Source organism: Arthrobacter sp. MMS24-T111, assembly GCF_054888995.1.
Genome location: NZ_JBTZRO010000001.1, coordinates 674,764 through 700,357 on the forward strand (window position 1 = coordinate 674,764; position 25,594 = coordinate 700,357).

General features: G+C 67.5%; 22 protein-coding genes, 2 pseudogenes and 1 riboswitch. Of the genes and pseudogenes, 12 read left to right on the forward strand and 12 right to left on the reverse strand.

Translation table 11 applies throughout. The annotated features are described in order from the left end of the window. Nucleotides 1-152 precede the first annotated feature (152 nt). A complete protein-coding gene (locus ACX5I6_RS03065) occupies nt 153-1,562 on the forward strand; it encodes an aldehyde dehydrogenase family protein (protein WP_285248031.1) in 1,410 nt (469 codons plus the stop codon). A 61-nt stretch (nt 1,563-1,623) separates the two neighbouring features. Here the strand turns inward: ACX5I6_RS03065 and ACX5I6_RS03070 are convergent, their stop codons facing one another. The 6 genes from ACX5I6_RS03070 to ACX5I6_RS03095 all read right to left on the reverse strand — a co-directional run bounded on the left by ACX5I6_RS03070 (nt 1,624) and on the right by ACX5I6_RS03095 (nt 6,857). Beyond that, nucleotides 1,624-2,010 (reverse strand): hypothetical protein, encoded by a 387-nt coding sequence (locus ACX5I6_RS03070; protein WP_285248032.1) that lies wholly within the window; start codon nt 2,008-2,010, stop codon nt 1,624-1,626. Nucleotides 2,011-2,191: 181 nt separating this feature from the next. After that, the gene (locus ACX5I6_RS03075) at nt 2,192-2,617 is read right to left on the reverse strand and encodes a heat shock protein transcriptional repressor HspR (protein WP_018760757.1); all 426 of its coding nucleotides are present in this window, start codon (nt 2,615-2,617) and stop codon (nt 2,192-2,194) included. A 15-nt stretch (nt 2,618-2,632) separates the two neighbouring features. Then, nucleotides 2,633-3,604, reverse strand: a complete 972-nt coding sequence (locus ACX5I6_RS03080; RefSeq protein WP_461839430.1) for a DnaJ C-terminal domain-containing protein — start codon at nt 3,602-3,604, stop codon at nt 2,633-2,635. Nucleotides 3,605-3,788: 184 nt separating this feature from the next. Next, the gene (locus ACX5I6_RS03085; RefSeq protein ID WP_461839431.1) at nt 3,789-4,481 is read right to left on the reverse strand and encodes a nucleotide exchange factor GrpE; all 693 of its coding nucleotides are present in this window, start codon (nt 4,479-4,481) and stop codon (nt 3,789-3,791) included. Nucleotides 4,482-4,483: 2 nt separating this feature from the next. Then, nucleotides 4,484-6,355, reverse strand: coding sequence for a molecular chaperone DnaK (gene dnaK, locus ACX5I6_RS03090; protein WP_018760754.1), 1,872 nt, complete (start codon nt 6,353-6,355; stop codon nt 4,484-4,486). A gap of 178 nt (nt 6,356-6,533) precedes the next feature. After that, nucleotides 6,534-6,857, reverse strand: a complete 324-nt coding sequence (locus ACX5I6_RS03095) for a transcriptional regulator (protein ID WP_461839432.1) — start codon at nt 6,855-6,857, stop codon at nt 6,534-6,536. 95 nt (nt 6,858-6,952) lie between these two features. Here ACX5I6_RS03095 and ACX5I6_RS03100 point away from each other — a divergent pair, with 95 nt between their 5' ends. Beyond that, nucleotides 6,953-8,254 (forward strand): MFS transporter, encoded by a 1,302-nt coding sequence (locus tag ACX5I6_RS03100; RefSeq protein WP_461839433.1) that lies wholly within the window; start codon nt 6,953-6,955, stop codon nt 8,252-8,254. A 59-nt stretch (nt 8,255-8,313) separates the two neighbouring features. On the opposite strand, the gene ACX5I6_RS03105 is transcribed toward ACX5I6_RS03100, so the two are convergent. Together ACX5I6_RS03105 and ACX5I6_RS03110 are read right to left on the reverse strand one after the other, a co-directional pair. Beyond that, nucleotides 8,314-8,607: a hypothetical protein gene (locus ACX5I6_RS03105; RefSeq protein ID WP_461839434.1), complete on the reverse strand. Its 294-nt coding sequence runs from the start codon at nt 8,605-8,607 to the stop codon at nt 8,314-8,316. Nucleotides 8,608-8,691: 84 nt separating this feature from the next. After that, nucleotides 8,692-9,459: a TetR/AcrR family transcriptional regulator gene (locus ACX5I6_RS03110; RefSeq protein WP_461839435.1), complete on the reverse strand. Its 768-nt coding sequence runs from the start codon at nt 9,457-9,459 to the stop codon at nt 8,692-8,694. Nucleotides 9,460-9,588: 129 nt separating this feature from the next. On the opposite strand from ACX5I6_RS03110, the gene ACX5I6_RS03115 reads away from it, so the two are divergent. Beyond that, nucleotides 9,589-10,518: an NAD-dependent epimerase/dehydratase family protein gene (locus tag ACX5I6_RS03115; protein WP_461839436.1), complete on the forward strand. Its 930-nt coding sequence runs from the start codon at nt 9,589-9,591 to the stop codon at nt 10,516-10,518. 3 nt (nt 10,519-10,521) lie between these two features. Here the strand turns inward: ACX5I6_RS03115 and ACX5I6_RS03120 are convergent, their stop codons facing one another. Continuing rightward, on the reverse strand, nt 10,522-12,723 hold the full coding sequence (locus ACX5I6_RS03120) for an MMPL family transporter (protein WP_461839437.1): 2,202 nt from the start codon (nt 12,721-12,723) through the stop codon (nt 10,522-10,524). A gap of 208 nt (nt 12,724-12,931) precedes the next feature. Between ACX5I6_RS03120 and ACX5I6_RS03125 the strand changes: the two genes are divergently transcribed. From ACX5I6_RS03125 to pabB, 6 genes are all read left to right on the forward strand, one after another. Beyond that, nucleotides 12,932-13,468: a MarR family winged helix-turn-helix transcriptional regulator gene (locus ACX5I6_RS03125; RefSeq protein WP_461839438.1), complete on the forward strand. Its 537-nt coding sequence runs from the start codon at nt 12,932-12,934 to the stop codon at nt 13,466-13,468. Nucleotides 13,469-13,536: 68 nt separating this feature from the next. Then, on the forward strand, nt 13,537-14,355 hold the full coding sequence (locus ACX5I6_RS03130; protein WP_461839439.1) for a methyltransferase domain-containing protein: 819 nt from the start codon (nt 13,537-13,539) through the stop codon (nt 14,353-14,355). A gap of 38 nt (nt 14,356-14,393) precedes the next feature. Continuing rightward, complete coding sequence (locus ACX5I6_RS03135; RefSeq protein WP_461839440.1) at nt 14,394-15,017, forward strand: LysE family transporter; 624 nt, start codon at nt 14,394-14,396, stop codon at nt 15,015-15,017. Between the two features lie 132 nt (nt 15,018-15,149). Further along, nucleotides 15,150-15,683: a low molecular weight protein-tyrosine-phosphatase gene (locus ACX5I6_RS03140; RefSeq protein WP_461839441.1), complete on the forward strand. Its 534-nt coding sequence runs from the start codon at nt 15,150-15,152 to the stop codon at nt 15,681-15,683. A 66-nt stretch (nt 15,684-15,749) separates the two neighbouring features. Next, on the forward strand, nt 15,750-16,325 hold the full coding sequence (locus ACX5I6_RS03145) for a DUF2231 domain-containing protein (RefSeq protein ID WP_461839442.1): 576 nt from the start codon (nt 15,750-15,752) through the stop codon (nt 16,323-16,325). 3 nt (nt 16,326-16,328) lie between these two features. After that, nucleotides 16,329-18,458 carry an aminodeoxychorismate synthase component I gene (pabB, locus tag ACX5I6_RS03150; RefSeq protein WP_461839443.1) on the forward strand — a complete coding sequence of 710 codons (2,130 nt, stop codon included), beginning with the start codon at nt 16,329-16,331 and terminating at the stop codon, nt 18,456-18,458. A 26-nt stretch (nt 18,459-18,484) separates the two neighbouring features. Here the strand turns inward: pabB and cls are convergent. Continuing rightward, nucleotides 18,485-19,961: pseudogene (gene cls, locus ACX5I6_RS03155) on the reverse strand (cardiolipin synthase). A 92-nt stretch (nt 19,962-20,053) separates the two neighbouring features. On the opposite strand from cls, the pseudogene ACX5I6_RS03160 reads away from it, so the two are divergent. After that, nucleotides 20,054-20,982, forward strand: a pseudogene (locus ACX5I6_RS03160) (aminodeoxychorismate lyase). A 60-nt stretch (nt 20,983-21,042) separates the two neighbouring features. After that, nucleotides 21,043-21,507: a pyridoxamine 5'-phosphate oxidase family protein gene (locus tag ACX5I6_RS03165; protein ID WP_461839444.1), complete on the forward strand. Its 465-nt coding sequence runs from the start codon at nt 21,043-21,045 to the stop codon at nt 21,505-21,507. Between the two features lie 21 nt (nt 21,508-21,528). On the opposite strand, the gene ACX5I6_RS03170 is transcribed toward ACX5I6_RS03165, so the two are convergent. Then, nucleotides 21,529-22,233: a TetR/AcrR family transcriptional regulator C-terminal domain-containing protein gene (locus ACX5I6_RS03170; protein WP_461839445.1), complete on the reverse strand. Its 705-nt coding sequence runs from the start codon at nt 22,231-22,233 to the stop codon at nt 21,529-21,531. A gap of 225 nt (nt 22,234-22,458) precedes the next feature. Here ACX5I6_RS03170 and ACX5I6_RS03175 point away from each other — a divergent pair, with 225 nt between their 5' ends. Continuing rightward, nucleotides 22,459-22,713 carry a hypothetical protein gene (locus tag ACX5I6_RS03175; RefSeq protein WP_285247955.1) on the forward strand — a complete coding sequence of 85 codons (255 nt, stop codon included), beginning with the start codon at nt 22,459-22,461 and terminating at the stop codon, nt 22,711-22,713. A 119-nt stretch (nt 22,714-22,832) separates the two neighbouring features. Here ACX5I6_RS03175 and opgC read toward each other — a convergent pair whose 3' ends face one another. Next, the gene (opgC, locus tag ACX5I6_RS03180) at nt 22,833-25,301 is read right to left on the reverse strand and encodes an OpgC domain-containing protein (protein ID WP_461839446.1); all 2,469 of its coding nucleotides are present in this window, start codon (nt 25,299-25,301) and stop codon (nt 22,833-22,835) included. A 176-nt stretch (nt 25,302-25,477) separates the two neighbouring features. After that, nucleotides 25,478-25,592, forward strand: a riboswitch (SAM riboswitch). Nucleotides 25,593-25,594 lie beyond the last annotated feature (2 nt).

The following is a 25,594-nucleotide window of genomic DNA, read 5'->3' on the forward strand; positions in this document are numbered from 1 at the left end:
TAGTTCACAATAAGGGGGAATATTGCGCTGTTCCCTCTGCGTCAACGGTCTTGCGCCACAACACAAGAGCCGTGGAGCGGGCGCGGCAAGACTGGGAGCAACCCGCTATGCCGCCCGGCTGGCGCCCTTGACTACTCGAAGTGGAGTACCCCTTGGAAACCTACGATGCGCTCCTCGCGTCCATTGCCGCCGCTGCCGGCGCCGGCCGGACCATCCTCGATCCGGCCACGGGCCAGCCGGTCGGCGAAGCCCCCATCCACAGCCTCGACGACCTTGAAGGCGCCGTGGCCGCGGCCGTCGCCGCGCAGCCGGCCTGGGCTGCGCTGGGCCATGGGGCCCGGTCCGCTGCGCTCCTGAAGGCAGCAGACGCCGTCGAGCGTTCCGCCGAGGAACTCGCCCGGCTGCTCTCCCGCGAGCAGGGCAAACCACTGAACGGCCCCAACGCCCGGTTCGAGGTGGGCGCCTGCGTGGCCTGGCTGCGTGCCACGGCCGGCCTGCCGCTGGAGCCCGAAACCATCGTGGACGACGGCGAAACCCGCGCCGAGCTGCATTACCGGCCCATCGGGGTGGTGGGCGCGATCGGGCCCTGGAACTGGCCCATGATGATCACCGTCTGGCAGCTGGCCCCAGCCCTGCGCATGGGCAACGCCGTCGTGGTAAAGCCCTCCGAGTACACGCCGCTTTCCGTCCTGGCGCTGGCTAAAGTCATCAACGAGGAACTCCCGGAAGGCCTCCTGACCGTGGTCTCCGGCGGCCGGGATGTCGGCGCCCGACTGGCCGGCCACCCGGCGATCGGCAAGGTCATGTTCACCGGCTCCACCGCCACCGGCCGCGCCATCATCAAGTCCTCCGCGGACACCGTCAAGCGGCTCACCCTGGAACTGGGCGGCAACGACGCCGGCATCGTCCTCCCCGACGCCGACCCCAAGGCCATTGCCCAGGACATCTTTTGGGGTGCCTTCATCAACACCGGCCAGACCTGCGCCGCCCTCAAACGCCTCTACGTTCACAGCGACATCTACGACGCCGTCTGCGAAGAACTCACCGCCGTCGCCAAGGCCATGCCGATGGGCAACGGACTGGAGGAAAACAACGTGCTGGGCCCGCTGCAGAACAAGGCCCAGTACGACGTCGTCGCCAACCTCGTGGAGGCGGCGAAGGTTTCCGGAGCACGCATCCTGCTGGGCGGGGACCCGGACACCGGCCGGCCCGGCTACTTCTACCCCACCACCCTGGTGGCGGACATCGACAATGACAATCCGCTGGTGGCAGAGGAACAGTTCGGGCCGGCCCTTCCGATCATCCGCTACAGCAGCATTGACGAAGCGGTAGAGAAGGCCAACGCCCTCGATGTCGGACTGGGCGCCTCGGTCTGGTCCCCGGACCTGGAAGCCGCGCGCGAGGTGGCTGGCCGGATCCAGGCCGGTACCGTGTGGATCAACCGGCACGGCGCCGTGGATCCCCGCATCCCCTTCGGCGGGGCCAAGCAGTCCGGCTATGGCGTCGAGTTCGGCGTGGAAGGGCTCAAAGCACTCGGGGTGCCGCAGGTCATCAACGGCTGACCTTGAAGCGGGAGCCCGGCACGCAGGGTGCCGATGCCGGGCTCCCGGGGCTTTGGCGGCGCTACCCCAGGGCCGGGGCGGTGGACGTCCGGCCGGCGAACTGCCGGCGGGCCCAGCGGGCCAGCTTCTTGCCCTTGCCCTTCCACCAGTTGTCCTCGTCCTGGTTGTGGTGGAACCGGAAAACGATGGCCACCAGGACGAACATGCCCGTCACCACGTCCACCCAGGACGACATCACCAGGGCGACGAAGACAGTCAAGGCATTGGCGACGATGGACGGAATGGCCAGGGTCCGGAACACGGTACTGGCCACGTAGCGGCGGTGCGACCTCGGGACGGACAGTTCGCGGACCATATCGAAGCAGACGCAGACCACCACAATGGTCTGCCCCAGGGCCAGGAGCATCTGGCCCGGCAGTGAGCCGCTGAATGCCGCGACGGACTCCATGCCCGGGCTCATGGCCGGGCCTTGCGGTTGACGCCTTTGCTGAATACACCAAACACGGAAAACCCCCAGAACTTGCGGAACCACCGCCGCTGATCCGGCGATGGTTCCATTCAAGGTTCGGGGGGCTTTGGGGTCACGAGTAGTGGGTACTCTAGTTTTCGCCAGGGCCCAACCGCTGTACTTACTTGCCGATGGCGCGGGGCCGCCACAGCATGACAGCCTGCGACCGTGGCCGGGGCCGCTGCCCGCGGGAAAGGCTCACGACGTCGCCTGCGGCACCGGCAGCGAAGATGCGCGAGTCCACAGCCCGCGGCCGGCGCCCCAGCTCCTCGGTGAGTTCGGCGATCCGGCTTTGGAGGGCGGCCACCTGGTTTTCAAGTTCCAGGATGCGCTTGATTCCCTCCAGCGAGACGCCTTCCTGGGACAGCCGCTGCACCTCCCGCAGCATGTTCACGTCGCGCTGCGAGTAGCGCCGGGACTTCCCGGGGGCACGGCTTGGCTTGACGATGCCGAGCCTGTCGTATTGCCGCAACGTCTGCGGGTGCATGTCTGCAAGCTCGGCCGCCACGGAGATCACGAAGATCGGCTGGTCAGCACTGATGTCCACGGCTCACCTCCGCTCCTAGAGCCGGGCCTTGGCTGCCAGGCCCTCACGGACGTCCGCCGACGACGTCGCCTCGGCGAACGCCTTGACCGCAGCTTCGGCGTCCTTGTTGAGATTCTTGGGAACGGCGACGTCGATGGTCACCAACAGGTCACCGGTCGCCTTGGACGTCTTCACGCCTTTGCCCTTGACCCGCAACGTGCGGCCCGACGGCGTTCCTGCCGGAACCCGCACCTTGACCGTGTCACCGTCGATGGTGGGAACTTCGATGTCCGCGCCCAGGGCAGCCTCGGGGAAGGTGACGGGCACATGGATGCGGAGGTTGTCGCCGTCTCGCGTGTAGAACGCATGCGGCTGGACCGCGACGGATACCACCAGGTCACCGTTGCCGGCAGCACCCGGCTGGCCCTTGCCGCGGACGCGGACTTTCTGGCCGTCCTTGATGCCGGCGGGTACACGGACGTCGATCACCTCGCCGCTGGGCTCGCGCAGGCCGATGGTGGTGCCGCGGATGGAACCGGCGAACGAGATGCTGGTGGACGCGGTGCGGTCGGCTCCCTTCTGCGGCGTGCGCTGGAAGCCGGGGGAACCACCGAAGCCGCCGAACAGGTCTGCGAACTCGGGCGGGATGCCGCCTGCGGACGGGTTGAACCCGCCCGAGTGGCGCCCGGTGTTGCCCGTGAAGAGGCCACCGAACATGTCCTCGAACCCGGCGTTGGGGGCGCCGGCGCCGCCTGGGGCAAAGCGGGCTCCACTGCCCATCGCGCGGATGGCGTCATACTGCTGGCGCTCGTCAGGGTCTGAGAGCACCGAGTAGGCCTCGGAGATGTCCTTGAACTTCTTCTCGGAAGCAGCGTTCCCGGCATTGGTATCAGGGTGGTGCTGCCGCGCGAGCTTCCGGTAGGCCTTCTTGATGTCGGCTTCGGAAGCGTCCTTGGCAACACCAAGGATCTTGTAAAAGTCCTTGTCCACCCAATCCTGGCTAGCCAATGGCGTTTCCTTTCAAAGTACAAAAGCGTATGGCGAGATTACCGCTAAGCCGGAGCGGATGAGGGGGCCCGGGAGTGGCATCGGGCCTGCCGGAGCTGGGTGGCTAACGATCGTAGATCGTAGCCACCCAGCGTAGGGGCGGGGCCCCCTCATCCGCGGAGGCGTTGGGGTCGTTGGGGTAATGCTACGCAGGGACGGCGACGATGACCTGGGCGGCGCGGAGCACGCGGTCTCCTGATTTGTAGCCGGAGCGGAGGACCTGGCTGACGGTGTCAACCTCGATGTCTTCGCCGGGCTGCTGGATCAGGGCTTCGTGGATCGTGGGATCGAACTCCACGCCGGTCTCGTTGATCCGGACCAGGCCGTAGGTCTTCAGCGCGTTCTCCAGCTTGGTGGCGATCGCTGCGAAGGGCCCGTCGGTGAGGTCGCCGTGCTGCCGTGCGGCGTCGACGTCGTCCAGGACCGGGAGCAGGGAGTTCAGGACGCCGATGACGGCCATCTCTCCGGCCACGGCGCGGTCCCGTTCCACCCGCTTGCGGTAGTTGACGTACTCAGCCTGGAGGCGGAGCAGGTCGTTGCGCAGTTCGGCGGCCTCGGCGTTGCCGGCCGCTGCCGGAGCCCCCTGGGCCACGGATTCCTCTGCGGGCACGTCCACCCCGTTGAGGATTTCCTCTGCCTGGGCCAGTGCGTCGCCGTCGGAATCGGCAGCGCCCTGCTGGTGGCCGGCGCCTGGGGTGTGGCCGCCTTCGGGGTGCCGGGCCTGGCCGGTCACCGGGTCAACCTTGCGGTTGTCCCGGATGACCGGTTCGCCGTTGCCCTGCTTGGCGTCATGGTTCGCGGATGAGTTGTGCTCTTCCTCGTTACCGTGGTGCGGCATGGCTACTTCTTCGCTTCGTCTTCGTCGATGATCTCGGCGTCGACGATGTCCTCATCGGCCTTGCTGCCCGCAGAGGCACCGGCGGCACCCTCGGCACCGGCAGCGCCGGCACCGTCCGGCGAACCGGCCTGCGAGTAGATGGCTTCGCCCAGCTTGGTCTGCGAGGCCTGCAGCTTCTCGAACGCGGCCTTCACGGCGGCGTCGTCGGTGCCTTCGAGGGCCTTCTTGAGGCTGTCGACGTCGCCCTGGACCTCGGTCTTGACTTCTTCGGGCAGCTTGTCCGCGTTGTCGGCGATCAGCTTGTCCACGGAGTAGGCGAGCTGCTCGGCCGTGTTGCGGGTGTCGGTTGCCTCGCGGCGGGCCTTGTCCTCGGCTGCGTGCTCCTCGGCGTCCTTGACCATGCGGTCAATGTCTTCCTTGGAGAGGCTGGAACCACCGGTGATGGTCATGGACTGTTCCTTGCCGGTGCCCTTGTCCTTCGCGGAGACGTGGACGATGCCGTTGGCGTCGATGTCGAAGGTGACCTCAACCTGGGGGACGCCGCGCGGAGCCGGCGCGATGCCGGTCAGTTCGAACGTGCCCAGCGGCTTGTTGTCGCGGGTGAACTCGCGTTCGCCCTGGAAGACCTGGATGGCCACGGACGGCTGGTTGTCGTCCGCTGTGGTGAAGGTCTCGGACCGCTTGGTGGGGATGGCGGTGTTGCGCTCAATCAGGTGCGTCATGACGCCACCCTTGGTCTCGATGCCGAGGGACAGCGGGGTGACGTCGATCAGGAGGACGTCCTTGCGCTCACCCTTCAGCACACCGGCCTGCAGGGCTGCGCCGACGGCGACGACCTCATCCGGGTTGACGCCCTTGTTGGGCTCCTTGCCGCCGGCCAGTTCCTTGACCAGTTCAGAGACGGCGGGCATACGGGTGGAGCCACCGACCAGCACGATGTGGTTGATGTCCGAAAGCTTGATGCCGGCTTCCTTGATGACGTCGTGGAACGGCTTCTTGGTGCGCTCCAGCAGGTCCTTGGTGAGGTCCTGGAACTTGGCGCGGGTCAGCTGCTCGTCCAGGTGGACCGGGCCGTCGGGGGTGACGGAGAGGTACTGGAGGGAGACGTTGGTGCTGGAGGAGGAGGAGAGCTCCTTCTTGGCCTGTTCGGCTGCCTCGCGGAGGCGCTGGAGGGCGATCTTGTCCTTGGACAGGTCGATGCCCTTGACCTTGAGCTGGTTCAGCAGGTAGTCGACAACGCGCTGGTCCCAGTCGTCGCCGCCCAGGCGGTTGTCACCGGCGGTGGCGCGGACCTGGATGGTGGAGAAGTTGTCTTCGTCCTTGCCGACTTCCAGCAGCGAGACGTCGAAGGTGCCGCCGCCGAGGTCGAAGACGAGGATGAGTTCGTCTTCCTTGCCCTTGTCCAGTCCGTAGGCGAGGGCTGCGGCGGTGGGCTCGTTAACGATGCGCAGGACGTTCAGGCCTGCGATCTCGCCGGCTTCCTTGGTGGCCTGGCGTTCGGCGTCGTTGAAGTAGGCCGGGACGGTGATGACGGCGTCGGTGACCTTTTCACCCAAGTAGGACTCGGCGTCGTTCTTCAGCTTCATGAGGATACGCGCGGAGATTTCCTGCGGGGTGTACTTCTTGTCGTCGATCGCGACGGTCCAGTCGGTGCCCATGTGGCGCTTGACGGAGGCGATGGTGCGGTCGATGTTGTTGACGGCCTGGCGCTTGGCGATCTCGCCGACCAGGACTTCGCCGGACTTGGAGAATGCAACGACCGACGGCGTGGTGCGGCCACCCTCGGCGTTGGCAATAACGGTGGGCTCGCCACCTTCGAGAACGGAGACGACGGAGTTGGTGGTTCCGAGGTCGATACCTACTGCACGTGACATGTGTTGCTTCCTTCTTTCCTTGGAAACTGGGTGGCGCCCAATGATTGAGCGTTCTGGGCTCAACTTTACTCAGGCACCACCAGATGTCAACACAACTTGAGCGAACTACGCTCAACTTTGCTCACGGCGTACAAACAAGGGTGCACGACGGCGGCCCGTCGCGCTCGGCGCGGAGGCTTCAGTCCGGGGCGGGCGCGTCCAGCACGGCCGCGAGCAGCCCGGGGAAACGCACCTCGAGGTCCTCCGCGCGGAGGGTCAGGCGGCGGCCGCGGCCGTTGGCCTCGTTCCGGATCACGCCGGCCTCGCGCAGCACCTTCATTAGGTGGGACTTGGTGGACTTGGGCATGTCCGGGTTGCTCAGGGCACACTCGGCCATGTCAAGGGGGCCGGCGCGCAGCTGGCGCGCGATCTCCAGCCGGTCAGGGTCGCTCAGGGCAAAGAGCACACTTGGCAAATATAGGTCCGCGCGTTCGGGATGGGGGAGGTTCGCCGGTGTAGCCACAGTTCGACTTTAGTTGAACCATTGGCGCACTGCCAGTAGGCTGAGGTTTCGATTATTTTCGAACCAACCCCACCCTACGCAGAAGGCGGCACGTTTTGACGCACTCCCCCGCAGTCCGGCCCCAAGAGGCACGCCGGCGGCTGGGCTTTGCCCTGATCGCGGCTGCCACGGCAGCGATGATGGCCGGGGCCAGCGCTCCGTCGCCTTTCTACCCCACACTGCAGGAGCAGCTGCACCTGCTGCCCGTGGCAACCACCGGGATCTTCGCCGTGTACGCCGTGGCGCTGCTGGCGGCCCTGCTGGTTTTCGGCTCCATTTCGGACCACCTGGGCCGCAGGCCGGTGATCAGCGCAGCCTTCATCCTGCTCGCCTCCAGCGTCACGGCCTTCCTGGTGGCCGATTCACTGGCCATGCTCCTGGTGGCCCGCGTGCTGCAGGGCATCGCCAGCGGCATCCTGCTGACCACGCTCTCGGCCGCGATCGCGGACCTGGAAGCGGAGGACGACCCGGGCTCGAGCGCAGCCTGGAACACCGTGGCGCCGCTGGGCGGCCTGGCACTGGGCGCCCTGGCATCCGGACTGCTGCTGGACCTGCTGGCTGAGCCGCGCACCCTGGTGTTCGTTTCGCTGACCGGCCTGTACGTGGTGTTCGCCGCGCTGGTGTGGGCCGCCCCCGAAACCTCGCCCCGGACCCCCGGGGTGGTGGCCTCGCTCAAGCCGCGCCTGACCCTGCCGGCCGCCGCCCGCCGCGGATTCATCACCGGCGCCCCGGCCGTCTTTGCCGGTTGGGCCACGGGCGGGCTGTACCTGTCGCTCGGCGCCGCGATCGTCCACACCACCTTCGGCATCCGCGAGCACCTGTGGCAAGGAATGGTGATCACCATCCTGGCGGGCACCGGAGCCGCCACAGCTGCAGTCCTGCACCGGTTCGGAGCCCGCACCATCACCATTTTCGGCACCACGGCCTTGGCCCTGGGAACTGCGCTGTCCCTGCTGGGTATCGGCCTGGGCTCGTTCGGCCTGTTCCTGGCGGCCGTTGTGGTGGCCGGAGCAGGTTTTGGCACGGCTTTCATGGGCGTGATCCGGTCCATCAGCCCCTTGGTGGAGGACCACGAACGCGCAGGCACCTTCGCCTCGCTCTTCGTGGTGGCGTATACGGCATTCGGCGTTCCGGCAGTGCTGGCCGGCCTGCTGGCTCCCGTACTGTCCCTCCCGGTCACCACCTACGCGTATGGCGGCGTGGTGACGGTGCTGGCCGCGGTGGCTGCGATCAGCCGCGCCCGCAGCAAGGACGCCGAACCGGCGGGGGACGCCACGGTGGCGGCACCGGACGCCGGGATCCACGCGGGCAACACGGAAGGCATCCACGCAGCGGCTCCGGAATCCGCGGGCCGCTAGCCCTGCCGTTCCGATAAATGGGCGACGCGGGCCGCGCGGAAACGGCTTGGGAGGAGTCCTTACCGGTCGGAGTCCGGGCGGCCGTGCAACGGGCCCCGCTCGTCCGCGGTCGACTGGACCTGGCCGTCGGTCAGGCCGTCGCGGATTGCTTCCTCCGTGCGCGCGCCTCCCGTGGTTCCGGCGTCGCCGTAGTTGCCTTCCTCGTATTCGCCGTCGGCTTCGCGTTCCGGCTCGTTGAGGGTGCCCGCGGCGCCGTAGTCCCCGTCCACGTACTGACCGCCTTCCCCTTCCAGGCCCGGGGCGCTGCTGCCCTTGCGTGGTTCCTCGGCTGCAACTTCAGGGTTCTCAGTCATGGTGCATCTCTCCTTCGAGGCTCCGCGTCCGTGCGGGCGCACTGGCAGTCTACCGAGGCCCCCTGGCCGCCAACAGGGCCAGGCCTACCCGTCATCGCGGGGCGCGCGCAGCTGCAGCCCCGCCACGCCGGCCAGGACGGCAAGGTGGTGGTCGAAAAGTTCCGCCGGGACGCTGAAGGTGTCCGGCCCGTACTGGTTGAAGGCCTCGAAGCTTACGGCGCCAAACAATGCGCTCCACACCAGGACTCCCCGGGCCACGAGGTCCTCGGGGACGGTAAGGCCGAACTGTGCCCGGATGGCTTCCAGGTCAGCCTGGAGCGCGGCGGGGACCTCTGCCCGCACCGCATCCGCCACGGCCAGCCGCCCGGCCCGGAAAGCAGACTCCAGGATGCCAATCAGGGCGACGATCACCCGGGTACCGGGGACCGTGGTCCGCTCGGCGGGCGCGTTGTAGCCGGGGACCGGGCTGCCGAACAAGAGCGCATAGCTTGCCGGCTCCCGCAGTGCCCAGGACCGTACCGCGCGACCCAAGGCCGTGAAGCGGCCGGCATGGTCATCCGCTGAAACCGCCTCGACGGCGGCGTCCACCTCGTCCCCCAGCTCATTGAAGGCATCAATCAGCAGCAGCGTCAGCAGCTCATCCCGGCTTTCCACGTAGCGGTACACCGCCGAGGAGACCACTCCCAAGTCCCTGGCCACCGCCCTGAGGGACAGCGCCGCAGCCCCGTGCAGGGCCAGGTGGCGCCGTCCCAGCCGGATGATGTCGGCCACGGTCTGCGTCCGTGCCCGCTGCCTGGGCGTCAGGGCCCGGGCCGGTTCCGCCGTCGCGTCAGTCTTTTCTGTGTCCGTCACAAGCTCCAGCATGCCACAACCGAGAGCGGTGCCAACAAAGGAGAGCAGTGCTCTTGACAAAGCCGCGGCGCCGGCCCCAAGCTGATTGCGAGAGCACCGCTCTCGCTACAAACTTTCCCAGGAGGACTCATGGTCAAGAATTTCGTCGTTACCGGTGCGGGGCCGGTGGGTTGGACGGTTGCCGAGCAGCTCGCGGCCGATGGACACCGCGTCCGCGTCGTCACCCGGTCCGGCAGCGGGCCCGACCACCCCTTGGTTGACCGGGTAGCGGGAGACGCCAAGGATCCGGAAACCCTGCGGCGGGTCTTCGCCGGTGTCGATGCCGTCTTCCACTGCATCCACGGCTCGTCCTACACCGCCGCAGCCTGGGAGGCGGAATTGCCCGCAGCCGAGCATGCGGTGTTGAACGCGGCCCACGAGGCAGGCGCCGTCGTCGTTTTTCCGGAAAGCCTGTACTCCTACAGCGAGCCGGACCGCGTGATGGCCGAGGACAGCCCGCGCCGGGCGGCCGGCGGCAAGCGCGGCGTGCGCACCCGCTTGCTGCAGGCCAGGGAGGACGCAGCTGCGGCAACTGTCAGCGTGGCCGCCGGGGACTTCTTTGGTCCGCGGGTCCGGATGGCGCACGGCGGCGAGCGCATCGTTGTCCCCATCCTTGCCGGCCGGAATGTCAGCGTGGTGGGGAGCGCGAACCAGCCGCACTCCTTTACCTACGTCCCGGACCTCGCCGCCGCGATGGTCGCGGCAGCTGCCAACCCCGCTGCCTGGAACTCGGTCTGGCACGCCCCCACCGGGCCGGCCCTGACGCAGCGGGAGCTGGTCCAGGCCTTTGCCCGGGCCGCGGGCGTGCCGGCACCGAAGGTGCGCGTCCTGCCGGGCTGGGCCCTGCGGGCGGCGGCGTTGGTTTCCGCCGACATGCGGGAACTGGCGGAGCTCGGCTACCAGTTTGAGCACCCGTTCGTGATGGACTCGGCCCGTTCGGAGGCCGTCCTTGGCATCCGGCCCACCCCGCTGGACGCGGCTGCCGCCGCCACCGTGGACTGGTGGCGGCGGCAGGGCTGAGCGTCAGCGGGTGGGGACCTCAGTGCGGGGCTCGACGCCGGGCCCCCGGGATGGGGTGCCGGACCCCGCCTCCGCGCGGGCCAGCTTCCCGGGCCACCAGATCTTCGGGCCGATGTCATAGGCGAGCGCCGGTACCAGCAGCGAGCGCACCAGCACGGTGTCCAGCAGCACGCCGAACGCCACGATGAAGGCCAGCTGCACCAGGAACATGATGGGGATGACGCCAAGGGCGGCAAACGTTGCGGCCAGCACCACGCCTGCGGAGGTAATCACCCCGCCGGTCACGCCGAGGCCGCGCAGGATCCCGGGCCGGGTGCCGTGCTTGAGGGACTCCTCCCGGACCCGGCTCATCAGGAAGATGTTGTAGTCCACGCCCAGGGCCACCAGAAACACGAAGCCGAACAGCGGGACAGTGGCATCCGCTCCGGGGAACCCGAAGATGTTGTTGAAGACGAACGCGGACACGCCGAGCGCGGCCGCGTAGGACAGCACCACGGACAGCACCAGCAGGACCGGGGCCACAATGGAGCGCAGCAGCAGCATCAGGATGAAGAGGATCACCACGAGCACCACCGGGATGATGACCACGAGGTCATGCTGGGCAGTGGTGTTGGTGTCCAGGGCCGTGGCGGTCACGCCGCCCACCAGCGCACCGGGATCCACGGCCTTGACCTCGCTGCGGAGGGCCTTGACGGTTTCCTCGGCCTGGAGGGAGTCCGCGGCGTCGTTCAGCGTGGCGTTGATGAGGACCTTTCCGTCCCTCACGTCCGGGGCGCTGGGAGCCCCCGGCGCGCCGGTGATGGCCACGCTGCCTGGCGCCAGGAGGTAGGCCTCGCCCACGCCGTCGTCCGCTTTGACGCGGTCCAGCACTTCGGCGGCCTTGGCCTGGTCCGCAACCACGACGGCGGGGCTGCCGCTGCCGGCGTCGAAGTGGCGCGCCAGCGCGTCCTGGCCGTCAACGGCGTTGGAGGCCGTGAGGATGACGTCAGTTTGCGGCACGCCGTTGGCTTTGAGCTGCAGCAGGCCGCCGGCCGCCACCAGGAGCAGGAGGACCGACGCCACCCAGACAACCCTGGGCCGGCGGGATACCAGGGAAGCAGTGGCGCGCCACAGGCCCTTCTGGCCTTCCAGCCCGGTCACCAGCTCGGGTTCGCGCTGGTCGGCGGGGACGAGCTTGGGACGGAAGGGCCAGAACGCGGCCCGGCCCAGGAGCGCCATCAGTGCCGGCAGCAGGGTCAGCGCGGCGAACAGGGCGCACAGAATACCGGCGGCGGCAACCGGGCCGAGGGCCTTGTTGGAGTTGAGGTCCGAGAACAGCAGGCACAGCAGGGCGATGATCACCGTGGCGCCTGAGGCCAGGATGGGCTCAAAGGAGGCCTTCCAGGCGGTGAGGACTGCGGCGGTCCGGTTGGTGGTGTGGGTGAGGGCTTCGCGGAAACGGGCCACGAAGAGCAGGGCGTAGTCCGTGGCCGCGCCGATCACCAGGATGGAGAGGATGCCCTGGCTTTGGCCATTGAGCTGGATCCAGCCCGCCTTGGCCATGCCGAAGACCAGGAGGATGGCCGCGCAGAGGGCAAAGACGGAGGTCAGCAGCACCATGATGGGCAGCAGCAGGGAACGGTAGACGATCAGCAGGATGACGAAGACGGCGGACAGGGCCACGAGCAGCAGGATGCCGTCAATGCCGCCGAACGCGGCGGTGAGGTCGGCGGCCAGCCCTGCGGGTCCGGTCACGTACGTCTGGGTTCCTTGCGGCGCCGCTGCGGACACCGTGTCCCGGAGTTCCTTGACGGCGTCCTTCAGTTCGGTGGAGGACCCGATGGGCACAACGAACTGGACCGCCTTGGCATCCCTGGAGGGGATCGGGCCGATCACGGCGCTGCCCAGCTTGAGGCCTTCGAGGCTGGTCTTGAGCGTGGCCAGCCCGCCCAGCTGCGCGGGAGTGAAAGCGGCAGTGTTTTCGATGACGATGATGCCGGGGACCTCGTCCGAGTCCCGGAACTTTGCCTGCCAGTCCTGCGCCTCGGTGGCCTCGGCGCTGGCGGGCAGGAAGGACGCCTGGTCATTGCTGGAGACTTCGTCCAGGCGGCCGAACGTGGGGCCGCCCACCCCTGCCAGTCCCAGCCAGGTCACGACCAGGACGAGGGGGATGAGCCAGCGCAGCCAGAACGGGACACGCTCTTTGGCGACTTTTGTTCGTTTCATGATGCCTTCCATCCAGGGTGCCGCGAGTAGAATTGATTCCAGCATAGATTATCTCCATCATGGAGATAAGTGCCAGTCGAGCTTTTTTCGCAGATCCGCCGGTACATACAGAACCGGGGCTCAGGCGGCTGCAGTAATATCCGTCAGTACGGTCGGGCGGAATCGGCCCGGCAGGAACGCGGACACGAATGGCTGAAGGGAGGTGGGCATGGCAGGACAGACTGCGGCAGGTCCACCGTCGTTTCCCCAGGCCGGACCGGAATTTGGCCCGCCGAACCCCCTGCTTCGACTTTTGCAGGAGTTCACCATCGAGGCGAACCGGTACGTGGACGCCGCCGGTGACCGCAAGGACATGCACCGGACGGACATGAATGCCCTGGCCGTGATCATGCGCCACACTGCAAGGGGCGAGGTGGTAACCCCCGGCGTGCTGCGGAAGGAGCTGAACCTGAGTTCCCCCGCCACCACGGCACTGATCGACAGGCTGGACAACTCCGGGCACGTGGTCCGCGAACGGCACGCCACGGACCGGCGCCAGGTCCAACTGAAGATGACGCCCAAGGCCTTCAGGGACGGCGGCGCCATCTTTGCCCCGCTGGCGCAGCACATGGACAGCGCCATGGCGGAGTTCTCCGCGGCGGAACTGGAAACGGTGACCCGCTTCATGACCGCGATGGTCGAGGCAACCGCCGCGGCCCGGGAAGCATCCGACGACGAACAACCCAAGGGCGGGCACCCCGGATAAGCCCCCGGATTCGCAGTGTTGGCCCGCAGGAGCGGCAACTGCAGCCCGGTTGGGAGTAGCGTTTGGTTATGAGTGCGCAGCAGCCAGGGGAAGACGTCTACACGCACGGCCACCACGAATCGGTGGTCCGCGCCCATGCCGCCCGGACCGCCGAAAATTCCGCGGCGTTCGTCCTCCCGCACCTCACGCCGGGAACAGCCCTGCTGGACGTCGGCTGCGGGCCGGGCAGCATCACCTGCGACTTTGCCGCGCTGGTCAACCCCGGGCACGTTACCGGCCTGGACCGCTCGCCGGACGTCATCGCCCAGGCGCAGGCCCTCGCCACCGAGCGCGGCGTTCCCAACGTTGAGTTCGTTGCCGGCAATATTTACGACCTCGACTTCGCCGACGAAACGTTCGACCTCGTCCACGCGCACCAGGTGCTCCAGCACCTCACGGACCCGGTGGAGGCCTTGCGCGAGATGCGCCGGGTGGCCAAGCCCGGCGGCATCGTGGCTGTCCGTGATGCGGACTTCCACGGAATGAGCTGGTATCCGGCCATCCCGGAACTGGACGAGTGGATGGACCTGTACCAGCGGATTGCCCGCCGCAATGGAGCAGAGCCCGACGCCGGGCGCCGGCTGGTCAGCTGGGCCCAGTCCGCAGGGTTCACCGACGTCGCCCCCAGCAGCAGCAACTGGTTGTACGCCACGGCCCAGCAGCGCCGCTGGCAGGCGCGGGTGTGGGGCGAGCGGGTGCTGCATTCAGCCTTCGCGGAGCAGGCACTGGAGTACGGGTTCGCCAACCCCGCGGACCTGGCCAGGATTTCCGCGGGCTGGCATCGCTGGGGTTCCACCGACGACGGCTGGTTCCTGATCCCCAATGGCGAAGTGATCGCCCGGGCCTAGCGCCGGAGCCGGGGCCTGCCGCCCCCTAGGATTGATGAGTGGAATTTTCCCTTTGGCTGGCCCTTGCAGGTGCCGGCGCCCTGATCAGCTTCACTCCGGGTGCCGGGGCCATCAACACCATGAGCAACTCGCTGAACGCGGGGTTCCGCCGGTCCATGTGGGGGATCCTGGGCCAGCAGGCGGCCCTGGTGGTGCATGTGCTGATTGTGGCCCTGGGTGTGGGGGTACTGGTGGCGAGCTCACCCGTGGCCTTCAACGTGATCCGTTACGCCGGCGCCGCCTACCTGGTGTACCTTGGCATCCGCCAGTTCCTGAGCAAGCCCACGGCCGCCCGGGAGGAGGCCGCGGCCTTGCGCGATGAGCCGGGGTGGTCGATTTTCCGGCGCGGATTCTGGGTCAACCTGCTGAATCCGAAGGCGATCGTGTTCTTCCTGGCGTTCACTCCGCAGTTCATCCGGCCGGAGCAACCCCTGTTCACGCAATACGCGGTGCTCACCGCCACCATCGTGGTCATCGACATCCTGGTGATGTGGTTCTTTTTTGCCGCAGCCGCCAGGTCCTTCCAGCGCTTCACCAGCACCGAGCCGGGCCAAATCGTCCTGAGCCGGGTCTTCGGTGCACTGTTCGTGGGCGTTGGCATCCTGCTGGCCCTGATCCACTAACGGCCGGGCGGTGGGCACCAGCGCCCGGAAGCCCTCCCCATATGACAGCAAGTAATTCATCTTTACAAACCCGTAAAACATTGTGAACGGCCCGCTAGCCAAGACGGGCAACCAGCGCGCATGCTTAGCTTCATGAACTCAACGTCGAGCCCATACCGTGTGATCACCGTCTGCACCGGCAACATCTGCAGGTCCCCCATGGCCGAGCTCATGCTCGCGGCGGCGCTGGAACGCGAGCGGCTGGACGGGCTGGTGGAGGTGGACTCCGCCGGCACCACCGGGTACGAGGCCGGCAGGCCCATCGATCCCCGGGCGGCCCGCCGGCTGGCGGCAGCACAGTTGGCCTCCGAAAACCATGTCGCCCGGGAGTGGGACCCACGGTGGTTCGGCGAGCGCGACCTGATCCTGGCCTTGGACATCGACCATTACGCCTGGCTCACCGAAGCAGCCCCGGGCCCGGATGCCCGGAACAAGATCCGGATGCTCCGCAGCTTCGATCCCGCCATGGTCGGCCGCGACCGGCTGGACCAGGGCATCGAGGATCCCTGGTACGGCGGCCACGCTGATTTCGACGCCGTCTGGCACCAGATCCACAGTTCCCTGCCCGGCCTGGTGCAGCACCTGAAATCCGAGGTCCTGGGCGCTGCGCAGCTGCAGGAACGGTAACCGGGCAGGATCGGCCTGTACGGAAAAGCCGTGCAATCGGGCTGCGCCAAGAGTATTTTGTGCTCCATGCAGCCCACCCCGCGCGCTTCAGAAACCTACACACGCGTCCTCGCCGCCCTCGAACAGGCGGAGCCGCTGGACGGTGCCATCGGCAAGATCGAGCCTGTGGCAGCCCGACTCGTGGCACGCCCCGCATTCCGCGGAATGTTTAGCGGTGACACCACGGGCATTCCCCTCCACACCATCCTCACCGACGTACCGTTTGGGGCCTGGTGGATGGCGGTGTTCCTGGACCTGTTCAAGGATGACGGGTCCCGCCGCGCGGCCCGGCGGCTGGTGGCCCTCGGCGTCATATCCACGGTTCCCACCTCCGTGTCCGGATGGGCCCAGTGGTCCGGCAAGGACCGGGCCATCAAGCGCGTGGGCGTTGTCCACGCGCTCTCCAACGTGATTGCCACCGCTGTCTATATGGCATCCTGGGCAGCCCGGGAACGCGGACGGCAGCAGCTGGGCGTCGGGCTGGCGCGAGGAGGTGCGGTGCTGCTGCTGGTGAGCGGATTCCTTGGTGGCCACCTGGCAAGCGGCCGCCATGCGGCGCCGCACGTGCGGGCTAAAGCCATGGCGAAAACCGGTACGCTCTAGTCCATGATCCCAGCCCCCGTCATCATCGCCATCGACGGGCGCTCCGGCGCAGGCAAGACCACCTTGGCAGTCGAACTCGCGGCCCACCTCCGCGCCCACCACAAGGTGTCCCTGTTCCACCTCGAGGACATCTACCCCGGCTGGGACGGGCTCGCGGCCGGCGTCGAACGCTATGTGTCCACGGTCCTCACACCGCTGAGCCGTGGCGAGGCCGCCACCTGGACCAGCTGGGACTGGGCCAACCATTACGACGGCGATGCCCGGGTAACGCTGCCGGCGGAGATCGTCATCGTGGAGGGGGTAGGCGCAGCGTCCGAAGCTGCCCGCCCGTTCCTGAGCGCCGTGATCTGGGCGGAAGCACCGGACGACGTCCGACGGACCCGTGCCCTGGACCGCGACGGCGACACCTACACGCCGTTCTGGGACCAGTGGGCGGCCCAGGAGGAAGAATGGCTGGGCCGCGACGACGTCCCCGGCCGGGCGGACCTGCGCGTCAACAACCGCGCCGACGGCTCCGCCCCCGCAGACCTGTTGCGGCTCCTCCCCTACCTGCCTGCGCTGGCACCGGTGCTCGCCCCGGAATTGTCCGCCCGCCGCGGCCTCCGCCTGCACGCCGAGCGCCTGGACCTGGCACCGGACGCACCGGCCCTGTTCGAAGCCCTGTACGGCCGCTCCCCGAACGCCGTTTGGCTGGACTCCTCCAACCACCGGAACGCACCGTCCGCCAGCGGTCAGCAGGTGTCCGGTCCGCAGGCGTCAGGGCAGGACAGGACGGCCGCCGAGCGCAGCCGGTTCAGCATCATGGCGGACGACGCCGGCACGTTCGGGCAGTATGTCACGCACCGCGCGGGGGTTAGCCTGGTCAGCGCGGGTTCGTCCGCGGCGAAGGTTCCGGGGCCGTTCTTCCGCTGGCTGAATACCGTCTGGGGCCGGCGGGCGGTGCGGACTCCCGAGGGCTATCCGGGCGAGTTCACCCTGGGGTGGCTTGGCTGCCTGGGTTACGAACTCAAGCGCGAAACCGGCGGCAGCGACCTTTCCGCGCCCACCCCGGACGCCGCCCTGATCTTCGCCGGCCGGGCCGTGGTGCTGGACCATGCCGAAGGCACCGCCTGGCTCCTGGCGTTAGCGGCTCCGGACGCCGATGAATGGCTGGCCGGTGCGCGGGCAGCCGTGCACGCCGCCGCTTCAGCCTCCGCGACGCCCGCACGCCCCGCCGGAGCGGTGGGCGCCGGGGATGCCGGCGGCAGCACCGGCGTCGAACATCCCGGTGCGCCCGCTTTCCGCAGCCGGGACACGGGAGCCCGGTACCGGGCGAAAATCGCGGCCGCCCAGCACGAGATCGCGCAGGGAAACACCTACGAAGTCTGCCTGACCACCACCCTGGAAGCCCGGATCGCGGCGGACAGCCTGGATCCCTGGGCCACCTACCTGGCGCTGCGCCGCCGCAACCCGGCCCCGTTCGCCAGTTACCTGCGGCTGGGAGGCCTTGCCGTCGCCAGCACCTCGCCCGAGCGGTTCCTGAAGATAGCGGCCGACGGCGGCATGCGCGCCGAACCGATCAAGGGCACCCGCCGCCGGGCTGCCGATCCGCAGGAAGACTCGAAACTGCGCACGGACCTGGCCACGTCCGTGAAGGACCGGGCGGAGAACATCATGATCGTTGACCTGCTGCGCAACGATCTCAGCCACTTTGCGGTGCCCGGCTCCGTGACGGTCAGCCGGCTGTGCGCGATCGAGAGTTACGCCACCGTCCACCAGATGGTCAGCACCATCGACGCCCGACTCCTTGCCGGGGCGGCCCGGGCCGAGGCGGTGGCTGCCTGCTTCCCGGCAGGGTCCATGACCGGCGCGCCCAAGATCAGCACCATGGCCATCCTGGACCGGCTGGAGGCAGGGCCCCGCGGATTCTACTCGGGGGCCATCGGGTACTTCTCGCTCAACTCGGCGACCGACCTCGCCGTCGCCATCCGGACCCTGGTGATTGACGCCTCCGGCGACGGAGCCGCGGACCTGACGCTCGGCGTCGGCGGTGCCATCACGTCGGACTCCGACTCGGACGACGAATACGACGAGATCCGCACCAAGGCCTTTGGCGTGCTCTCCACCCTGGGCGCGGACTTCCCTGAGGACTGACCCCGGTTCAGCGGGCCACGGCGGTCTTACTGCACCGTGGCCGTCAGCCGGGCCACGTTGTCCACATAGCGGGCGGCCAGCGGCCGGTTCAGCCAGTCCGCCAGCTTCAACTCGTGGGAGATGTCCCGGTAGGTATCCTCCACCGCGCGCATCTTATTGACGATGTCCTCGCCCAGGAGCATCACGGAGACCTCAAGGTTAAGCGAGAAGGAACGCATGTCCATGTTGCTGGATCCCAGGACGGCCACTTCGTCGTCGATGGTGAAATGCTTGGCGTGCAGCACGAACGGCGCCTTGTACAGGTAGATGCGCACCCCTGCCTCGAGGAGGGCTTCATAGTAGGACCGCTGCGCGTGGTGGACCAGGAACTGGTCGCCCTTTTCCGAGACGAACAGTTCCACGTCGACCCCGCGCTGCGCCGCGGTGGTGATGGCGTACAGCAGGGAGTCGTCCGGAACGAAATAGGGGCTGCAGATGGAGATCCGGTGCTGCGCGGAGTAGATGAGCGTGTTGAAGAGCCGGAGGTTGTTCTCCGTGATGAACCCGGGGCCGCTGGGCACCACCTGGGCCGTGACGTCTCCGGGCTCGGGATTCGCCGGGAAGCTGCAGCTGGTGTTCCAGGGATTCGTCGGTCTCGCTCAGCCAGTCGGTGGCAAAGACGACGTTCAGGGTGGTCACGATCGGGCCCCGCAGGCAGGCCATGAGTTCCACCCATTCGCGGCCGGCCTTGCGGTGCCGCGGGTTGTTGTAGGAGGGCTCGATCAGGTTCTGCGACCCCGTGAAGGCGATTTCGCCGTCCACCACCATGATCTTGCGGTGGTTGCGCAGGTCCGGCCGGCGCCATTGGCCATGGATGGGGAGGAGGGGAAGCATCCGCTTCCACTGGATCTTGCCGGCCCGCAGGCGCTTGAGCAGCTTCCGGTAGCCCTTGATGCGCAACGTGCCGATGTGGTCGAACAGCAGCCTGACTTCCACACCCCGTTCGGCGGCCTCTTCCATGGCCGTGAGCAGGTCGTTGGTGACGTGGTCCGAGCTCATGATGTAGAACTCGGCGTTGACGAAGGTCTTTGCCTTCCGCACCGCGTTGGTCATGGCCAGGATGGAGTCCGGGTACCCGGGGATGAGGTCCACGGAGTTGTTGTCCACCATGGGCAGTGATCCCAGCGTGCGGTTAAGTTCCGCGGCGGACTTCACCCACTCCGGGCCCGGGTAGTCGCTTTCGACGTCCGACAAAGCCGTGATACCGGCCCGCACGCGGTCGTTCACCAGCTCCTGCTGCGCCCGGCGGCGGCTGGACAGCTGGAAGTTGCCGAAGAGCAGGAACAGGACCAGGCCAAGGAACGGAATGAAGAAGATCCCCAGCAGCCAGGCCATGGCCGTGGTGGGACGCCTGTTGCCGGGGATGATGCCCAGCGCCAGGACCCTGATCACCAGGTCGGCAAAGCCCAGGAGCACCACAACCCACGTCGGCGCGGTGCCGGCAAGCGAAAAAGGCCACAACACGTCAATAACTCCCGGGGAGGTCGGGCTCCGGGGACGGTTCCGGCCGGCGCACTCCGCCCAGCTTAGCGGCGCCGCCGCACTAAGCTGGTGCCATGAGCTCTCCAGCCCCCGTGGTTCTCGTCTTCCTTGACCCTGCCTACCCTGACGGCAGGGTGGCCGACGCCGCCAAACCGCAGCTCCTGGTCACGGACCTGGGCGTCACGCGGGGGACGGCATCTTCGAAACCATGCTGGCTGTCGGCGGAGCGGTCCGGAAGATGCAGGCCCACCTGGACCGGCTCGCAGGCTCCGCCCGCGCGCTGGACCTCGAGATTCCCGGGCAGGACGTGTGGCAGCGCGCCATTGCGGCCGCCGTTGCCCGGCACCGCGCCGGGAACCCGCCGTCGGACGCTGATGCCGACGAACTGGTGGTCAAGCTGGTGGTGACCCGCGGCGTCGAGGGCGCCCCGGCCCCCACCGCCTGGGTGCAGGTCTCACCCGCCGGGGCGGCGGGCCGCCGCCAGCGGGAAACCGGCATCGACGTGATCCTGCTGGACCGCGGCTATGACAGTGACGTGGCCGAACGGGCCCCGTGGCTGCTCCTGGGTGCCAAGACGTTGTCCTACGCGGTGAACATGGCGGCCCTCCGGCACGCCCACAAGCAGGGCGCGGACGACGTCATCTTCACCTCATCCGACGGCCGCGTCCTGGAAGGGCCCACCTCCACGGTGCTGCTGGCACACGTGGAAAAGTCCGACGACGGCACTGCGGTCAAGCGCCTCATCACGCCGCAGCTGGACAGCGGCATCCTGCCCGGAACGTCCCAGGGCGCGCTTTTCGCGGCGGCCAAGGCGGCGGGGTGGGAGCTGGGGTACGGCCCGTTGGAGCCCCGCGACCTGCTGGATGCGGATGCGGTCTGGCTGATCTCCAGCGTCCGTCTGCTGGCCCCGGTGAACCGGATCGACGGCAAGGAGATCGGCACGCCGGCCGTGCAGAAGGAACTGACTGCGGAGTTGAGCGGGCTTTTCGCCGGGATCCAGTAGCCGCGCAACAGGGCCACCGGCCCCTTTTGCCCTCCCGGCTTCACCCGTAAGGTGTGGACCATGGACTCGCACAAGCTGCCGATCGAAAACCTTTCCTTTGACGACTGCTGGGAACTCCTCGCCAATGACACCGTGGGCAGGCTGGCCATCGTGGTGGACGAGCATCCCGAGATCTTTCCCGTGAACTACATCGTCCACCTGCGCAGCATCGTCTTCCGCACCGCGCCCGGTTCCAAGCTCTGGGGCGCCAAAATGGAGCGGCCGGCGGCGCTGGAGATCGACGGCTACGACCCCGCCACCGAAATGGCGTGGAGCGTGGTGGTGCGCGGCGATACCGGGATCATCGACGACCAGGCGGTGAAGGACCAGGTGGACGGCCTCGGCCTGGAACCCTGGCAGCCCGGCGAAAAGGCCAACTACGTCCGGCTGAACGCCAAGGCGCTGACCGGCCGCCGGTTCCAGGTCAACCGGCCGGATGTCTGGAACACCCGCGTGCAGGACCGGCGCCGGGCCTCGTTCGAATAATGCTGCGCCGCCGCTTCCGTCCTAACCGAGCGCTGCCGCCGCCTGCCGGGACAGCTGTGCTTCCAGTCCGGACAACAGGATGGTGAGCCCCTGGTCGAGCTCGCTGGCGCCGTCGTAATCCGCCAGCGCCGGGGCCAATGCCCGCAGGTTGGGAAATTCCTTGGCCGGAAGGCGGTGGAGCCCCAGCCGCAGCAGCACCTCGTTCTCTTCGGGGTCCACCACGAACTCCTGCAGTTCGTTGAGGATGTGGCCGTAGAGGAAGCCGTAGTACACGCGGTAGACGTGCAGCGCGTCTGAGGGCTCGAACCCTGCCGACACCAGCAGGGAAAGGATCTTCTCCAGCGGCCGCAGCGTGCCCAGCGGCCGCAAACCGAGGGGCGTGGAGAGGGGCCTGGTCACCAGGAGGGGCACCACGTTGGGATGCTTGAGTGCCAGGGCCCGCAGGTTATGGGCGATCGCCCGCAACTGCGCCTTCCAGTCCGGATCATCCTGCTGGATGGTGAGCTGGTCGAGCACCAGTTCCGAAACCCCGTCGAGCAAGGCAGCCCGATTTTCCGCGTAGCGGTAAAGGCTCATCGGGTCCCTGCCGAGCTCCTGGCCCAGGCGGCGCATGGTCAATGCTTCGAGGCCTTCCGCATCCACCATTTCCAGCGCTTTTGCCAGCACGACGTCCCGGCTGAGCCTGGCCTTGGCCTTGCCGGTACCGGATGGTTTGGGGGAAGTCATGAATTTGTCCTCGCTGCGGACAACTGACCCGAGTTCATTCGAGAGGGTTGCCTCATATGTAGTCTACGGGTAAAGTCTACAGTGTAGACAGGCGTTGACGGCGCTAATGATCCCGGTTTCTTTCACAGGATTAATCTATGGACCCGATTGCCAACAGTGCAGGGCATCGAGGTTCGCTGCTGTAGCCGAACGGCGGCGCCACGCACATAGCGAAGGGACGCCATCATGGCACATTCCCAGTTTGATCTCTTTCTCCAAGACGCCACCTACTTCGACCAGACCTCCGAGTCCACCCTGGAACGCGACCGCTTCTACGGCCTGTACATGAGCTGGTGCTTCATCAACCAGCACCAGCCGGGTACGGAAACGACATTCTGGTCGGCCATGAAGACCCGGTTGCCGGGCAGCCGCAAGGGCCTGCGCATGAAAGGGCCGGCTGCCGCCGACTACATCGTGTCCTCGTATCCCGAGCTGGTCTAGGACACAAGAAGCCGCGGGGGATTCCCAGTCCCTGCCTGGCCATGACGTAAATGCTGTGGCACCCACCGTGCCGCAGCATTTTTCATGCCCGGGCCATAGGGGCCCGGTGGGGATGCGGCCTAAGTGGGAATGATCCGGAACAGGAACCTGGTGCGGACCATCACCCACAGCAGGGCCAGCACCACGGCGTACGCCACGGTGTTGAGGAAGATACTCTCCTGCTGGAGCGCGGGGATATTGGCCACGACGGCGATCAGCACCACATGCATGATGAAGACATAGAGGGTTGCGCGGCCGAGCGGGATCAGGAACCAGCCCAGGGCCCGCTCAACCGGCTTCCAGTAGGCGCTGAGGAACGCATACGCCGCCACCACCAGGAAGACGACATTGAGCAGGCGGCCCGGGGCCAGGTACGTCCGGCCAAAGAGGGCGTCATACATGGCCCGGTAGGTGGCGTCCGGCATCAGCGCCAGCCGGACGTCGTAGTTGTTGGCCAAGTAGGGGTTTCCCCAGGAGAGGAAAGCCAAGGCGAATGCGGCCACCGTACAGGCTGCCACCACCCAGGCATGGGCCGACAACCACGCGATAATGCTCCGCCGGTGGTATCCCACCACCAGCCCCAGCACGAACAGCACCTGCCACACCAGCAGCGGAAACGAGTCCTCGAACTGGGACGGCAGGATCCGGAACCTGGTTCCGGCGCCGACGGCGTACACCGCCAGCGACGCCACCAGGACCCACACGGCCTTTCCGCGGTTCAGCAGCGCCAGGATCAGGGGGCTGACCAGGAGAAGAACCACGTACAGCCCCATGACGTTGAACTGCCAGGGCCCGAACTGCAGCAGCAGGATGGCCGGCAGGACCTGGGGCGGCACCGGGAACTGGAACAGCGATGACATCCCGGCGTAGAGGTCGTACGTCCGGCCGGCACCGTTATGCCCGGCCCCGCCCGTCCCCTGGTCCACGAACGTGGTCAGTGCCTCGGTGTGGAAGAACGGAAGCTGCGCAATGAGGAAGACGCCAATCAGCACCGACAGGGCGGTCACATAGAGCTTCCCCGCCCGGCGGGAGGTGAGGTCCACAACCTTGCCGAAGTCTTCCCTGGCCTTCGGCCCGTAGACCATGCCCACCACCAGGCCGGAAAACAGCACAAAGAGTTCGGCACCGGAAACGAAGCCCACGGCCTCCTGGGTGAGCAGCTGGAACAGCGAGACCAGGCCCAGGTGGTTGACCACCACGAAGACAATGGCCATCCCGCGCAGCAAATCCACGCGCGAGTCCCTGTTTCCCGGGTCCTGGTAGCTCCACGCGGTGGCGGCGTTGACCCGGCGTGGAATCTGCCACAGCGCCGCCAGGAGGATGGCCATCGCCACGGCAACGGTCCAGACCGCTGCCCCGGACAGCGTGTTGGCCCGGACATACGATCCGTCCGCAACCACGTCGGTGACCGGCCCGGTGACCACGGCGGAGGACTTCAGCCGGTCCAGCGCGGCTTTGGCGATGGCGGGATTTCCGGTGAGCAGCCAGTCGATGCTGGCCACGCCGGTATCCCTGGTGCTGGTGCGCTCGTCCCACACCACCGCTGCCGTCCTGGCGAAAGCCGGCGAGGTGGCGGTACCCACCACCTGGTCCCACCAGGCCGGCTTGATATCCGCCTCCGGCGGTCCGCCGGCAGCAGGGCTGTAGAACGCCGATGTCTGGAGCAGGAATGGCTTCTTGCGGGCCTCCGCATAGGCATTGTAGAAGTCCTCGCCGCCCGAGCCGGTCAGCATCTCCTGGAGTTCACCGGCACGCGGCACGGTGTTGACGGCAGCCCCACCGGCGGTGTCGTCATGGTAGGCGGTCAGGCCCACCCAGTCCACGGCGTCGTCCCCCGGATAGTAGGGGGCGTAGGCGGCATCGGAGCCGTTCCAGGCGCCGTCGCCATTGGTGTCGAGGAGGGCGAAGCCGTCACTTCCCGGCGGCGGGGCATTCCGGTTCCGGTCAAAGGGGTAGTCCTTGCCCAGGTACGGCGCCCAGACCATGGCGGCCCGGCCGCCGTCGTCCTTCCTGACCGCTGCCGCGACCGCCTTGAAGGCTTCCCGGTAGGCGCCCGGCTGCTGCCCCCAGGGCACCCAACTCGAGTTCATGTCCGGGGCAAACCGGACCAACAGCCGGCCCTTGAACCCGGAGGTCAGGTCGCGGACCTTGCCGGCGAAGGCTTCCGCTTCGGAGGCGCCGATCTGGTCCAGCGGCACGGTGGGCTTCACGGTGAGCATGGCGTGGGCGCCCTTGGCCGCGGCCTGCTGCAGGAAGCCCTCAATGTTGTTCCGGTCCGAGTCGCGGAACGGAAGAGCGATGTCGTGGCCAAACACTGCCGGGCTCGCCCCCAGCCGGTCGGAGAATCCGGCGGCGGTATCCTCACCCCATTCAAGGACGGCACCCAGCCAGGGCTTGCCCTGGTCCGGTACCGCGGAGGCCGCCTGCGCGGCACCGGCGGGCGCCAGCAGCGCCAGAAGCACGACGACGGCGGCGGCCAGGAAAGCCCCGAGGAAACGATGACGGGCACGACGACGGCCGGCCTGGCGGTGCGATATTGCTGCTCGCATGCTGGCAAGACCCCCCGGTACTCCCACTGTGACGGCAGGGCGGCGCCCCGGTAGAAAACTTTATCGGTCCCGCGGCCCCGCCGGGTTCCCGTGACGCGGTGGTCGCGGGCTCTCAATTACGGAACATGACGACGGCGGCCGTGCGGCTTGGCGGCGCAGGTGTTACGTTTTTGGGGAGTAATGAGTACCGGTGTCAAGCCCTGACTGGCCGGTCGGCAACCCTCCTCTCGCGGCGGGGTGCCTCAGGTGAATACTTGGCATATCGACCGATTCGAGCTGCAAGCGTGAAAGAA